This window comes from Isoptericola sp. NPDC057559 (assembly GCF_042801555.1).
Lineage (GTDB): Bacteria > Actinomycetota > Actinomycetes > Actinomycetales > Cellulomonadaceae > Isoptericola.
Window position 1 is genome coordinate 115,899 of the sequence record NZ_JBHVFQ010000003.1, and the last position, 12,713, is coordinate 128,611.

The 12,713-nt window shown below is 68.9% G+C and carries 23 protein-coding genes; all 23 read left to right on the plus strand.

What is annotated here, in order from left to right; translation table 11 throughout:
- Positions 1-48: 48 nt before the first annotated feature.
- The gene (rplV, locus tag ACFU5J_RS05485) at positions 49-417 is read left to right on the plus strand and encodes a 50S ribosomal protein L22 (protein WP_079572426.1); all 369 of its coding nucleotides are present in this window, start codon (positions 49-51) and stop codon (positions 415-417) included.
- Positions 417-1,250 carry a 30S ribosomal protein S3 gene (rpsC, locus tag ACFU5J_RS05490; RefSeq protein WP_430574597.1) on the plus strand — a complete coding sequence of 278 codons (834 nt, stop codon included), beginning with the start codon at positions 417-419 and terminating at the stop codon, positions 1,248-1,250. The genes rplV and rpsC overlap by 1 nt, the downstream gene beginning before the upstream one ends.
- Positions 1,251-1,252: 2 nt before the next feature.
- Positions 1,253-1,672 (plus strand): 50S ribosomal protein L16, encoded by a 420-nt coding sequence (gene rplP, locus ACFU5J_RS05495; protein ID WP_380244191.1) that lies wholly within the window; start codon positions 1,253-1,255, stop codon positions 1,670-1,672.
- Positions 1,672-1,911: a 50S ribosomal protein L29 gene (gene rpmC / locus ACFU5J_RS05500; protein WP_380321628.1), complete on the plus strand. Its 240-nt coding sequence runs from the start codon at positions 1,672-1,674 to the stop codon at positions 1,909-1,911. Before rplP ends, rpmC begins: the two co-directional genes overlap by 1 nt.
- Before the next feature lie 7 nt (positions 1,912-1,918).
- Positions 1,919-2,209: a 30S ribosomal protein S17 gene (gene rpsQ, locus ACFU5J_RS05505; RefSeq protein WP_430578065.1), complete on the plus strand. Its 291-nt coding sequence runs from the start codon at positions 1,919-1,921 to the stop codon at positions 2,207-2,209.
- Positions 2,210-2,354: 145 nt separating this feature from the next.
- On the plus strand, positions 2,355-2,723 hold the full coding sequence (rplN, locus tag ACFU5J_RS05510) for a 50S ribosomal protein L14 (RefSeq protein WP_380321634.1): 369 nt from the start codon (positions 2,355-2,357) through the stop codon (positions 2,721-2,723).
- Between the two features lie 2 nt (positions 2,724-2,725).
- Positions 2,726-3,067 (plus strand): 50S ribosomal protein L24, encoded by a 342-nt coding sequence (rplX, locus tag ACFU5J_RS05515; protein WP_430574598.1) that lies wholly within the window; start codon positions 2,726-2,728, stop codon positions 3,065-3,067.
- A complete protein-coding gene (gene rplE, locus ACFU5J_RS05520) occupies positions 3,067-3,642 on the plus strand; it encodes a 50S ribosomal protein L5 (protein WP_430574599.1) in 576 nt (191 codons plus the stop codon). Before rplX ends, rplE begins: the two co-directional genes overlap by 1 nt.
- A 1-nt stretch (position 3,643) precedes the next feature.
- Entirely contained in the window at positions 3,644-3,829 is a 186-nt protein-coding gene (locus ACFU5J_RS05525; protein WP_069386379.1) for a type Z 30S ribosomal protein S14, read from the plus strand.
- 73 nt (positions 3,830-3,902) lie between these two features.
- Positions 3,903-4,301: a 30S ribosomal protein S8 gene (rpsH, locus tag ACFU5J_RS05530; RefSeq protein WP_430574600.1), complete on the plus strand. Its 399-nt coding sequence runs from the start codon at positions 3,903-3,905 to the stop codon at positions 4,299-4,301.
- Between the two features lie 19 nt (positions 4,302-4,320).
- Complete coding sequence (rplF, locus tag ACFU5J_RS05535) at positions 4,321-4,857, plus strand: 50S ribosomal protein L6 (protein WP_430574601.1); 537 nt, start codon at positions 4,321-4,323, stop codon at positions 4,855-4,857.
- Positions 4,857-5,228 (plus strand): 50S ribosomal protein L18, encoded by a 372-nt coding sequence (gene rplR / locus ACFU5J_RS05540; protein ID WP_430574602.1) that lies wholly within the window; start codon positions 4,857-4,859, stop codon positions 5,226-5,228. Before rplF ends, rplR begins: the two co-directional genes overlap by 1 nt.
- Positions 5,229-5,271: 43 nt before the next feature.
- Entirely contained in the window at positions 5,272-5,949 is a 678-nt protein-coding gene (gene rpsE / locus ACFU5J_RS05545) for a 30S ribosomal protein S5 (RefSeq protein ID WP_430574603.1), read from the plus strand.
- A complete protein-coding gene (gene rpmD / locus ACFU5J_RS05550) occupies positions 5,949-6,131 on the plus strand; it encodes a 50S ribosomal protein L30 (protein WP_079573239.1) in 183 nt (60 codons plus the stop codon). Before rpsE ends, rpmD begins: the two co-directional genes overlap by 1 nt.
- A 2-nt stretch (positions 6,132-6,133) precedes the next feature.
- Positions 6,134-6,598 (plus strand): 50S ribosomal protein L15, encoded by a 465-nt coding sequence (gene rplO / locus ACFU5J_RS05555; protein WP_430574604.1) that lies wholly within the window; start codon positions 6,134-6,136, stop codon positions 6,596-6,598.
- Between the two features lie 313 nt (positions 6,599-6,911).
- On the plus strand, positions 6,912-8,210 hold the full coding sequence (gene secY / locus ACFU5J_RS05560; RefSeq protein WP_430574605.1) for a preprotein translocase subunit SecY: 1,299 nt from the start codon (positions 6,912-6,914) through the stop codon (positions 8,208-8,210).
- Positions 8,211-8,311: 101 nt separating this feature from the next.
- On the plus strand, positions 8,312-8,869 hold the full coding sequence (locus ACFU5J_RS05565) for an adenylate kinase (protein ID WP_430575354.1): 558 nt from the start codon (positions 8,312-8,314) through the stop codon (positions 8,867-8,869).
- A 13-nt stretch (positions 8,870-8,882) separates the two neighbouring features.
- Positions 8,883-9,767, plus strand: coding sequence for a type I methionyl aminopeptidase (gene map / locus ACFU5J_RS05570; protein ID WP_430574606.1), 885 nt, complete (start codon positions 8,883-8,885; stop codon positions 9,765-9,767).
- A gap of 239 nt (positions 9,768-10,006) precedes the next feature.
- Positions 10,007-10,228, plus strand: coding sequence for a translation initiation factor IF-1 (gene infA, locus ACFU5J_RS05575; protein ID WP_012867920.1), 222 nt, complete (start codon positions 10,007-10,009; stop codon positions 10,226-10,228).
- A 70-nt stretch (positions 10,229-10,298) separates the two neighbouring features.
- Positions 10,299-10,412 carry a 50S ribosomal protein L36 gene (gene rpmJ, locus ACFU5J_RS05580; RefSeq protein ID WP_009740505.1) on the plus strand — a complete coding sequence of 38 codons (114 nt, stop codon included), beginning with the start codon at positions 10,299-10,301 and terminating at the stop codon, positions 10,410-10,412.
- A 194-nt stretch (positions 10,413-10,606) separates the two neighbouring features.
- Positions 10,607-10,981: a 30S ribosomal protein S13 gene (gene rpsM / locus ACFU5J_RS05585; protein WP_380321661.1), complete on the plus strand. Its 375-nt coding sequence runs from the start codon at positions 10,607-10,609 to the stop codon at positions 10,979-10,981.
- A 74-nt stretch (positions 10,982-11,055) separates the two neighbouring features.
- Positions 11,056-11,460 carry a 30S ribosomal protein S11 gene (gene rpsK, locus ACFU5J_RS05590; protein WP_380321664.1) on the plus strand — a complete coding sequence of 135 codons (405 nt, stop codon included), beginning with the start codon at positions 11,056-11,058 and terminating at the stop codon, positions 11,458-11,460.
- A 162-nt stretch (positions 11,461-11,622) separates the two neighbouring features.
- Positions 11,623-12,639 carry a DNA-directed RNA polymerase subunit alpha gene (locus ACFU5J_RS05595; RefSeq protein ID WP_380243303.1) on the plus strand — a complete coding sequence of 339 codons (1,017 nt, stop codon included), beginning with the start codon at positions 11,623-11,625 and terminating at the stop codon, positions 12,637-12,639.
- The last annotated feature ends 74 nt before the right edge of the window (positions 12,640-12,713 follow it).

A 12,713-nucleotide genomic window follows, 5' to 3' on the forward strand; every position in this document is an offset into this window, starting at 1 on the left:
AGCCGGACGACAGGCCCTGACGGTCTGAGAAAAGGAAGCAGGACAGCAATGGAAGCCAAGGCGCAGGCGCGGTTCGTCCGTGTCACGCCCCAGAAGGCCCGGCGCGTCGTGGACCTCATCCGTGGCAAGCAGGCCGCCGAGGCCGTCGCGGTGCTGAAGTTCGCGCCGCAGGCAGCGAGCGAGCCGATCCGCAAGGTTGTGGAGAGCGCCGTCGCGAACGCCCGGGTGAAGGCCGACCGCGCCAGCGAGCGCTTCGACGAGACGGAGCTCTTCGTCTCGGCGGCGTTCGTCGACGAGGGGCCGACGCTCAAGCGGTTCCGTCCGCGGGCGCAGGGGCGTGCGAGCCAGATCCTCAAGCGCACCAGCCACATCACGGTGGTCGTCGCACCGCGTGAGCAGAAGGAAGGGGCCCGATAGTGGGGCAGAAGGTTCACCCGCACGGGTACCGCCTCGGCATCACCACCGACCACCGGTCGCGCTGGTTCGCCGACAGCACCAAGCCTGGTCAGCGGTACCGCGACTACGTCCGCGAGGACGTGGCGATCCGCAAGCTCATGAGCACCGGTCTCGAGCGGGCCGGCATCTCCAAGGTCGAGGTCGAGCGCACTCGCGACCGCGTCCGCGTGGACATCCACACGGCGCGTCCGGGCATCGTCATCGGTCGTCGGGGTGCCGAGGCCGACCGCATCCGCGGCGAGCTCGAGAAGCTCACGGGCAAGCAGGTTCAGCTCAACATCCTCGAGGTCAAGAACGCGGAGATCGACGCGCAGCTGGTCGCGCAGGGCATCGCCGAGCAGCTCGCGAGCCGCGTCTCGTTCCGTCGCGCCATGCGCAAGGGCATCCAGTCCGCGCAGCGCGCCGGTGCCAAGGGCATCCGCGTGCAGGTCTCGGGTCGTCTCGGCGGCGCCGAGATGAGCCGGTCGGAGTTCTACCGCGAGGGTCGTGTGCCGCTGCACACGCTGCGCGCGAACATCGACTACGGCTTCTACGAGGCCCGCACCACCTTCGGCCGCATCGGCGTGAAGGTGTGGATCTACAAGGGCGACATGACCGAGAAGGAGTTCGCCGCGCAGCAGGCCACCGCCGCGCCCCGTCAGGGTCGTGGACGTGGGCCGGAGCGTGGGGAGCGCCGCGGTGGCGGTCGTCGTCCCGAGCGTCAGGCCCAGCCGGCCGCCGACAGCGCCCCCGCGTCCGACGCGGCCCCGGCGCCGGAGCAGGCTGCGGCCCCCGAGTCCGGAACGGAGGCCTGAGCATGCTGATCCCCCGCAGGCTCAAGCACCGCAAGCAGCACCACCCCAAGCGCTCCGGCGCCGCCAAGGGTGGCACCACGATCGCGTTCGGCGACTTCGGCATCCAGGCTCTCGAGCCGGCCTACGTCACGAACCGCCAGATCGAGGCTGCTCGTATCGCGATGACCCGCCACATCAAGCGTGGCGGCAAGGTCTGGATCAACATCTACCCGGACCGTCCCCTGACCAAGAAGCCCGCCGAGACCCGCATGGGTTCCGGTAAGGGTTCGCCCGAGTGGTGGGTCGCCAACGTCAAGCCCGGCCGGATCGTCTTCGAGCTGGCGGGTGTCGACGAGGAGCTGGCCCGTGAGGCCATGCGCCGCGCGATCCACAAGCTCCCGATGAAGTGCCGTTTCGTGGTGCGCGAGGGTGGTGCTAACTGATGGCAGTCGGAACCAAGGGCCTGGCCCCCGCTGACCTCGATGGCTTCGACGACGAGAAGCTCGTCGCCGAGCTGAAGAAGGCCAAGGAGGAGCTGTTCAACCTCCGCTTCCAGTCGGCCACCGGCCAGCTGGAGTCCCACGGTCGGATCAAGGCCGTCAAGCGCGACATCGCGCGGATCTACACGGTCCTGCACGAGCGCGAGCTCGGTATCCGCACGGCCCCGAGCGTGAGTGAGTGAGGCATCGATGAGCGAGAACACCAACGCGGTGGCCGCTGACGCGACCGAGCGCGGTACGCGCAAGGTGCGTCGTGGCTACGTCGTCAGCGACAAGATGGACAAGACCATCGTCGTCGAGGTCGAGGACCGCAAGAAGCACCCGCTGTACGGCAAGGTCCTGCGCACCACCACCAAGGTGAAGGCGCACGACGAGCAGAACTCCGCCGGTATCGGCGACCTGGTCGAGATCATGGAGACCCGTCCGCTGTCCGCGACCAAGCGGTGGCGCCTGACGGAGATCCTCGAGAAGGCCAAGTGATCCAGAAGGTCTTCTGACCTTCGGCCGGGGTGGGCCGTGACACACGTATGCGGCCCGCCCCGACCACCTCAGCAACTATCCGTTCGGCAAGGCTCGCCCGGGACCTCTCGGGACGAGAACCAGCTCGACGACAGGAGATCAATCGATGATCCAGCAGGAGTCGCGACTGCGGGTCGCCGACAACACGGGTGCCAAGGAGATTCTCTGCATCCGTGTTCTCGGTGGATCCGGCCGTCGCTACGCCGGTATCGGCGACACGATCGTCGCCACCGTCAAGGACGCGATCCCCGGCGGCAACGTGAAGAAGGGCGACGTGGTCAAGGCCGTCGTCGTCCGGACCGCCAAGGAGCGCCGTCGTCCCGACGGTTCCTACATCAAGTTCGACGAGAACGCCGCCGTCATCCTCAAGAACGACGGTGAGCCCCGCGGCACCCGCATCTTCGGCCCGGTCGGGCGCGAGCTGCGCGACAAGCGGTTCATGAAGATCGTCTCGCTGGCGCCGGAGGTGCTCTGACCATGGCGAAGATCAAGAAGGGCGACCAGGTGATCGTCATCGCCGGTCGCGACAAGGGCAAGACGGGCCGCGTGCTCGAGGTCTTCAAGGACTCCGACCGCATCGTGGTCGAGGGCGTGCAGCGCGTCACCAAGCACGTCAAGGCCGGCCAGACGGCTCGCGGCACCCGCACGGGTGGCATCGAGACCGTCGAGGCGCCGATCCACGTCTCGAACGTGATGATCGTCGACCCGGAGACCAAGAAGGGCACGCGCGTCGGGTTCCGTACCGAGCAGGTCGAGCGCGACGGCCGTACCCGCACCGTCCGTGTGCGCGTCGCCAAGCGTTCCGGGAAGGACATCTGATGACCGAGACCACTCTCGAGGCCCCGGCCACCCCGCGCCTCAAGCAGAAGTACCGCGAGGACATCATCGCGGCGCTGCGCGAGGAGTTCGGCCACCAGAACATCCAGCAGGTCGCCGGTCTGACCAAGATCGTCGTGAACATGGGTGTCGGTGACGCGGCGAAGGACTCCAAGCTCATCGAGGGCGCGATCCGCGACCTCACCGCGATCACGGGGCAGAAGCCCCAGGTGACGCGGGCGAAGAAGTCCATCGCGCAGTTCAAGCTGCGTGAGGGCATGCCGATCGGTGCGCACGTCACGCTGCGCGGCGACCGGATGTGGGAGTTCCTCGACCGCCTGCTGTCGATCGCGCTGCCGCGTATCCGCGACTTCCGCGGCCTGAGCCCGAAGCAGTTCGACGGGCACGGCAACTACACCTTCGGTCTCACGGAGCAGTCGATGTTCCACGAGATCGACCAGGACAAGATCGACCGCGTCCGCGGCATGGACATCACGGTCGTGACCACGGCGACGACCGATGACGAGGGCCGCTCCCTGCTGCGTCGTCTCGGCTTCCCCTTCAAGGAGCAGAACTGACATGGCGAAGAAGGCCCTGATCAACAAGGCGGCCGCCAAGCCGAAGTTCGCGGTCCGCGCCTACACCCGGTGCCAGCGCTGCGGCCGTCCGCACTCGGTCTACCGCAAGTTCGGCCTGTGCCGGATCTGCCTGCGGGAGATGGCCCACCGCGGCGAGCTCCCCGGCGTCACCAAGAGCAGCTGGTAAAACCACTACGCCGTAGGTCCGGGCGGTACTGACGTATCGCCCGGATACCCCGGCGAGGAAGGGCTGGAGCCCAATGACCATGACAGACCCCATCGCAGACATGCTCACGCGTCTGCGTAACGCGAACTCGGCGCACCACGAGACGGTCACCATGCCGCACTCGAAGCTGAAGTCGAACATCGCGGAGATCCTGCAGGCGCAGGGGTACATCACCGACTGGAGCGTCGAGGACGCGAAGGTCGGCAAGTCCCTCACCCTGACCCTCAAGTACGGCCCGAGCCGCGAGCGCGCCCTCACCGGCGTCCGCCGCGTGTCGAAGCCCGGCCTCCGCGTCTACGCGAAGTCCACCAACCTGCCTCAGGTCCTCGGCGGCCTCGGCGTGGCGATCCTGTCCACGTCCTCCGGCCTGCTGACCGACCGTCAGGCCCAGGCCAAGGGCGTCGGCGGCGAAGTCCTCGCCTACGTCTGGTAATCCGGAAAGGAGAATCGCCATGTCTCGAATCGGCAAGCTCCCCGTTCCGGTCCCGGCCGGCGTGGACGTCACCATCAGCGGTGCGCTCGTGACCGTCAAGGGCCCGAAGGGGACCCTGGAGCACACGGTGCCCACCCCCATCACCGTCGCCCAGGACGACGGCACCCTCGTGGTGTCGCGCCCGGACGACGAGCGCAAGTCCCGTGCGCTGCACGGCCTCACCCGCACCCTCCTGGCCAACATCGTCACCGGTGTGACCCAGGGCTACGAGAAGAAGCTCGAGATCGTCGGCACGGGTTACCGCGTCGCCGCGAAGGGGCAGACCCTCGAGTTCGCCCTCGGCTTCTCGCACCCGGTGACCGTCACGGCGCCGGAGGGCATCACCTTCGCGGTCGAGAGCCCCACCAAGTTCTCGGTGGCCGGCATCGACAAGCAGCAGGTCGGCGAGGTCGCAGCGAACATCCGCAAGATCCGCAAGCCCGAGCCCTACAAGGGCAAGGGTGTGCGATACGCCGGCGAGGTCGTCCGCCGCAAGGTCGGAAAGGCTGGTAAGTGATGGCTCTCAAGGTTCTGGGCAAGGGCAAGGCCGTCGCTCGTCAGCGCCGTCACCTGCGCCTGCGCAAGAAGATCAAGGGCACCGCGACGCGTCCGCGCCTCGTCGTGACCCGTTCCTCGCGCCACATGGTGGCGCAGATCGTGGACGACACGGTCGGCAAGACCGTCGCCTCCGCCTCGACCCTCGAGGCGGACCTGCGTGCCCTCGACGGCGACAAGACCGCGAAGGCCCGCAAGGTCGGCGAGCTCGTCGCCGCGCGTGCCAAGGCCGCCGGCGTCGAGACCGTGGTCTTCGACCGCGGTGGCAACAAGTACCACGGTCGGGTGGCTGCGGTCGCCGACGGCGCCCGGGAAGCGGGGCTGGAGCTGTGATGGCCGACGTCCGCGATTTCGCACGGAAGATGAGGATCCTCTGATGGCTGCAGGGCAGCGCACCGGCGCCCCCCAGGGCGCCAACGAGTCCAACAAGACCGACGGCCGCCGCGGCGGCGGTGGCGGTCGTCGTGACGACCGCCGTGGCGGTGGCCGCGACCAGGCCGACAAGAACGCCTTCGTCGAGCGCGTGGTGACGATCAACCGCGTCTCGAAGGTCGTCAAGGGCGGTCGTCGCTTCAGCTTCACCGCGCTGGTCGTGGTGGGCGACGGCGACGGCACCGTCGGTGTCGGCTACGGCAAGGCCAAGGAGGTGCCCGCGGCGATCGCCAAGGGTGTCGAGGAGGCGAAGAAGAACTTCTTCCGCGTCCCCCGCATCCAGGGCACCATCCCTCACCCCATCCAGGGTGAGAAGGCCGCCGGCGTCGTGTTCCTGCGTCCGGCCTCGCCGGGTACCGGTGTGATCGCCGGTGGTCCGGTGCGCGCCGTGCTGGAGTGCGCCGGCATCCACGACGTGCTGAGCAAGTCGCTCGGTTCGTCGAACTCGATCAACATCGTGCACGCGACCGTCGCGGCCCTCAAGGGCCTCGAGGAGCCGGCGGCCGTGGCCGCCCGCCGTGGCCTGCCGCTCGAGGACGTGGCCCCGGCCGCGCTCCTGCGTGCGCAGGCTGCCGGACTTGCCGCCAAGGCGGAGAAGTCGGGCGAGAAGGTGGGTGCGTGATGCCTCGTCTGAAGGTCACCCAGGTCAAGTCCGCCATCGGCGGCAAGCAGAACCAGCGTGACACGCTGCGGACCCTCGGCCTCAAGCGGATCGGCGACACCGCCGTGAAGGAGGACCGTCCGGAGATCCGTGGCATGGTCACCACGGTGGCGCACCTCGTCACCGTAGAGGAGGTCGAGTGATCATGGCCGACAACACCGAGAAGGTGCAGCCGCTCAAGGTCCACCACCTGCGTCCGGCCGACGGCGCCAAGACCGCGAAGACCCGTGTGGGTCGCGGTGAGGCGTCGAAGGGTAAGACGGCGGGTCGCGGTACCAAGGGTACGAAGGCTCGCTACCAGGTCCCCACGCGCTTCGAGGGCGGGCAGATGCCTCTGCACATGCGCCTCCCGAAGCTCCGTGGGTTCAAGAACCCGTTCCGCGTCGAGTACCAGGTCGTCAACCTGGACAAGCTCGCCGCGCTGTACCCCGAGGGTGGCTCCGTCACCGTCGAGGGCCTCGTCGCCAAGGGCGCGGTCCGCAAGGGTCAGCCGGTGAAGGTGCTCGGCACGGGCGAGATCACCGTCAAGCTGGACGTCACGGTCGACCGCGTCTCCGGCTCCGCCAAGGACAAGATCCTGGCGGCCGGCGGCACGGTCTCCGAGGACTGACATCCGCTCACAGGGCCGGCGGCGCACACGCGCTGCCGGCCCTGTGTGCTCTCGGCGTGCACCGGCCGTCAGGCCGCCGGTATATGGCGTGTGGTCTGGCTCACTCGTCCCGGGCACGTAGAATCCGTCACGGTCCGCGCTGCGCACCCGCTTCTTCGGGCGGGTGGCGACGAGGTCGGGGTCTCCCTGGCCGGACCATGACCGAGTCGGCGTGACGGCGACGTGGCCCCCGGGCCGCGGCGTCGGGTGCTCGCGCCACACCTCGCCGGTCCCCGGCGACACGACAACCCGCCGCGGCGGGCCAGGAGGATAGGTGCTCAGCGCATTCGGCCGGGCTTTCCGGACACCGGACCTGCGGCGCAAGCTGCTGTTCACGATCGCGATCATGGCGCTCTTCCGGGTGGGGTCCCTCGTGCCCACACCCGGTGTCGACTACGGCAACGTGCAGCAGTGCGTCGCGGCCCTCGAGGGCAGCACGTCGCTGCTCGGGCTCGTCAACGTCTTCAGCGGCGGAGCCCTGCTGCAGCTCTCGATCTTCGCGCTCGGCATCATGCCGTACATCACCGCGAGCATCATCGTGCAGCTGCTGCGGGTGGTCATCCCTCGCTTCGAGGCCCTGCACAAGGAGGGCCAGTCGGGGCAGTCGAAGCTCACGCAGTACACGCGCTACCTGACGATCGCCCTCGCGATCCTGCAGTCGACCACGATCATCACCACCGCCCGCACGGGGATGCTGTTCCCGGGCTGCAACGTCGACGTCATCGCCGACGACAGCTTCATGACGGCCACGCTCATGGTCATCACCATGACGGCCGGTACCGGCCTGGTCATGTGGCTCGGCGAGATGATCACCGAGCGCGGCGTCGGCAACGGCATGTCGCTGCTCATCTTCACGTCGATCGCGGCGAACTTCCCGTCCGCCCTGTGGTCGATCGCCGGTGGCTCGAACGGCCCGCTGAACTTCATCGTGATGATCGCGGTGATCGTGATCGTGGTCGGCCTCGTCGTGTTCGTCGAGCAGTCGCAGCGCCGCATCCCGGTGCAGTACGCGAAGCGGATGGTGGGTCGCCGCATGTACGGCGGCACCAGCACCTACATCCCGATCAAGATCAACATGGCCGGCGTCATCCCGGTCATCTTCGCGGCGTCGATCCTCGCGATCCCCGGCCTGCTCGCGCAGTTCGGTGACCAGTCCGCGGGCTGGGTGGTGTGGATCTCCAACAACCTGGTCCAGCAGTCCGACCCGCTGTACATCGTGCTGTACGTGCTGATGGTCATCTTCTTCGCGTTCTTCTACACGTCGATCACGTTCAACCCGGACGAGGTCGCGGACAACATGAAGAAGTACGGCGGCTTCATCCCGGGCATCCGCGCGGGCCGGCCCACGGCCGAGTACCTGGACTACGTGATCACGCGCATCACGTCCGCGGGCTCGATCTACCTCGCGATCGTGGCGCTCATCCCCACGATCGTGCTCGTCGTGCTGGGGGTCACCACGAACATTCCGTTCGGCGGTACCTCGATCCTGATCATCGTCGGTGTCGGCCTCGAGACCGTGAAGCAGATCGACTCCCAGCTCCAGCAGCGCCATTACGAAGGGTTCCTCCGTTGACCGAGACGAACGAAGGCGGCACCACCGGTGCGACGCCGACCACCCGCCGCGAGCTCCACGGCGCCCCCAGCGCCGAGGCGCGGGTGACACGCCTGGTGATCATGGGGCCGCAGGGCGCGGGCAAGGGCACGCAGGCCGCGCGCCTCGCCGAGCTGTTCGGCATCCCCGCCATCTCGACGGGCGACATCTTCCGCGCCAACATCAAGGGCGGCACGGACCTGGGCAAGCTCGCGCAGGAGTACAGCGCCAAGGGCGACCTGGTCCCGGACGAGGTCACGGACCAGATGGTCCGCTCCCGCCTCGGCGAGGACGACGTGAAGGTCGGGTTCCTGCTCGACGGCTACCCGCGCAACGCGCACCAGGTCGAGGCGCTCGACGCGATCCTCGGCGACCTGGGCTGGGAGCTCGACGGCGTCATCGAGCTCACCGCCGCGCGCGAGGAGCTGCTGTCCCGCATCGCCAAGCGCGCCGAGATCGAGGGCCGCGACGACGACACCCCGGACGCGATCGCCCGTCGCCTCGACATCTACGACGAGCAGACGGCGCCGCTCACGGCGGCGTACTCGGAGCGCGGCCTGCTGGCCCAGGTGGACGGCATCGGCGAGGTCTCCGAGGTCACCGAGCGCATCGTCCAGGCGCTGGCCGCAGAGCTCGGCTGAGGTCGCGCACGCCATGATCTTCGGTTCGCGCGAGCGCGTCGAGCTCAAGACGCTCGAGCAGGTGCGCGTCATGCGGCGCGCCGGCCTGGTCGTCGCGTCGGCGCTGGACGCCGTGCGCGCGGCCGCCCGGCCCGGCATGACGACGGCCGACCTCGACGAGGTCGCCGCGCGCGCCATCGCCGACGCGGGGGCCACGCCCTCGTTCCTCGGCTACCAGGGCTACCCGGCGACGATCTGCGTGTCCGTCGGCGACGAGGTCATCCACGGCATCCCGGGTGCGCGCGTCCTCGAGGTCGGTGACGTCGTCTCGCTCGACTGCGGCGCGATCGTCGAGGGCTGGCACGGCGACTCCGCGCTGAGCATCGTGCTCGGCCCGGACGGCGCCCTCGACGTCGACGAGCCGGCGGACGCCCCCGGCGTCGACGCCGCCGACCTCGACCTGGTCCGCGCCACGCGGGCCGCGATGTGGGCCGGGATCGCCGCCCTCGCGGGCGGCAAGAAGCTCAACGACGTCGGGACCGCGGTCGAGATCGCCGTGGAGCTGGCGGGCGGGGCCTCGGGCGTCGAGTACGGCATCGTCGAGGACTACGTCGGGCACGGCATCGGCACCGCGATGCACCAGCCGCCGGACATCGTGAACTTCCGTACCTCGGACCGCGGGCCGCGGCTCCGCCCGGGCATGTGCCTGGCGGTGGAGCCGATGGTGACGCGGGGGAGCGGGGCGACGCGGGTGCTCGAGGACGACTGGACGGTCGTGACCGAGGACGGGTCGCGGGCCGCGCACTGGGAGCACACCGTCGCCGTGCTCGAGGACGGCATCAGCGTGCTGACCGCGGTCGACGGGGGCCGCGCCGGCCTCGCGCCGTTCGAGGTCGAGCCCGTGAGCCTCGAGGTGTGACGCACCACCCTCGGGACCGCGTTCGCAGCTCCTGGTGCGATCAGGTACGATGTTCTGTCGGGTGTAGTCCGTTCGGCAGTTCCTCGATGCAGCCCCTCACACTGGCGCTGCAGACCAGCACCGCACCGGCGTGAACGCCGGTCGGTCGGGACGAGGGTGAGCAGGCGGCACGCACGACATCCGGACCTCCGTCACGCTGCTGACGGGCGCCCGGGGCCAGACGAGAGTTAGCGGAGGACATGGCAAAGAAGGACGGCGTCATCGAGATCGAGGGCAGCGTGGTCGAGGCCCTGCCGAACGCGATGTTCCGTGTGGAGCTTGCGAACGGCCACAAGGTCCTCGCACACATCTCGGGCAAGATGCGTCAGCACTACATCCGGATCCTCCCGGAGGACCGTGTCGTGGTCGAGCTCAGCCCGTACGACCTGTCCCGCGGTCGGATCGTCTACCGCTACAAGTAACCACCACCCCATCGAGCGCCGTCGGGGCGCCGGCACCTGCCGGCGCGCGTGCGGCGGCGGAGGAACACTGATGAAGGTCAAGCCGAGCGTCAAGAAGATCTGCGACAAGTGCAAGGTGATCCGCCGGCACGGTCGCGTCATGGTGATCTGCGAGAACCTGCGCCACAAGCAGCGCCAGGGCTGATCGCAGCCACCCGCTGACGGCGCGCTCGCCGTCAGCCGAAGCGCACCACCACGAACCTCGACCCCGCTCTTCCGGAGCGGCGCCCCTCGCGGGGCACGTCGAGAGGAACCTCCGGTCCAGGGGCCGGGGCCCGCGGTCTTCGCGGGAGGGCGGTGCGGCAGACCTCTGGACGAAGTACAGGAGCCGGAAGGCACATGGCACGTCTGATCGGCGTTGACCTCCCCCGCGAGAAGCGGCTCGAGGTTGCGCTCACCTACATCTACGGCGTCGGCCGTACCCGCGCCCAGCAGACGCTGGCCGCGACCGGGATCAACCCGGACCTGCGGGTCAAGGACCTCGGCGACGACCAGCTCGTCGCCCTGCGCGACTACCTGGAGGGCAACTTCCAGCTCGAGGGTGACCTGCGTCGCGAGGTCGCCGCCGACATCCGCCGCAAGGTCGAGATCGGCACCTACCAGGGCCTGCGCCACCGCCGCGGCCTCCCGGTGCGCGGTCAGCGCACCAAGACCAACGCGCGTACCCGCAAGGGTCCGAAGCGCACCGTGGCGGGCAAGAAGAAGGCCCGCTGATAGCAGTCCGTGGTGCGGTCGGCTCCCCGAGCTGAACCGCCCCGGTCCGATCAGACCAGGAGATCAGAGAACACATGCCTCCCAAGACTCGTGCCACGGCCGCGCGCAAGCCGCGCCGCAAGGACAAGAAGAACGTCCCGCTCGGCCAGGCGCACATCAAGAGCACCTTCAACAACACGATCGTCTCGATCACCGACCCGTCGGGCGCCGTGATCTCGTGGGCGTCCGCCGGCCACGTCGGCTTCAAGGGCTCCCGCAAGTCCACGCCGTACGCCGCGCAGCTCGCCGCCGAGTCGGCCGCCCGCCGCGCCCAGGAGCACGGTGTCAAGAAGGTCGACGTCTTCGTCAAGGGCCCGGGTTCCGGTCGTGAGACCGCGATCCGCTCCCTGCAGGCGACCGGCCTCGAGGTCGGTTCGATCCAGGACGTGACGCCTCAGGCGCACAACGGCTGCCGCCCCCCGAAGCGTCGCCGCGTCTGACTTTCCCGACGTCGTCGAGGCCCGGGGCCGAGTGATCGGCCCCGGGCCCCGCACGGCGCCGCAGCCTGCCCGGGCGGGTGGACCGAGTCCCGCCCCGGGGCCGCGAGCTCTCGCGGATCCGTGATGCGTCATATGGCGGACGCACACTGAAAGGACCTGACCGTGCTGATCGCACAGCGCCCCTCCCTGACCGAAGAGGTCATCTCGGAGTACCGTTCGCGCTTCTCCATCGAGCCGCTCGAGCCTGGCTTCGGCTACACGCTCGGCAACTCCCTGCGCCGGACCCTCCTGTCGTCCATCCCGGGCGCGGCCGTCACCTCCATCCGCATCGACGGAGTGCTCCACGAGTTCTCCACCGTGCCGGGTGTGAAGGAGGACGTCACCGAGATCATCCTCAACATCAAGAACCTCGTCGTCTCCTCGGAGAACGACGAGCCCGTCGTGATGTACCTGCGCAAGACGGGTGCGGGCGTGGTCACCGCCGCGGACATCGTGCCGCCGGCGGGCGTCGAGGTGCACAACCCGGACCTGCACGTCGCCACGCTGAACGACAAGGGCAAGCTCGAGATCGAGCTCACCGTCGAGCGCGGCCGTGGCTACGTGTCCGCGGCGCAGAACAAGAACGACGAGGCCGAGATCGGTCGGATCCCCGTCGACTCGATCTACTCGCCGGTCCTCAAGGTCACGTACAAGGTCGAGGCCACCCGTGTCGAGCAGCGCACGGACTTCGACAAGCTGATCGTCGACGTCGAGACGAAGGCCGCGATCGCCCCGCGCGACGCGCTCGCCTCGGCCGGCAAGACGCTCGTCGAGCTCTTCGGCCTCGCCCGCGAGCTGAACGTCGAGGCCGAGGGCATCGAGATCGGCCCGTCGCCGACGGACTCCGCGCTGGCCGCGGACCTGGCGCTGCCGATCGAGGAGCTCAACCTCACGATCCGCTCGTACAACTGCCTCAAGCGCGAGGGCATCCACCAGGTGGGTGAGCTCGTGGCGCGCAGCGAGGCAGACCTGCTCGACATCCGTAACTTCGGTGCGAAGTCCATCAACGAGGTCAAGGAGAAGCTCGCCGAGCTGGGCCTCTCGCTGAAGGACTCGCCGCTCGACTTCGACCCGTCCAGCGCCGCGTACTTCAGCGGTGGGGACGACGAGGCCACGTACACCGACGAGCAGTCGTACTGACGTCTCCGCGCCCGCAGCAGCCCGCTCGACCTGACCGGGCCGCGCGGCGCGGAACCACCCTCAAGGAGAACCAG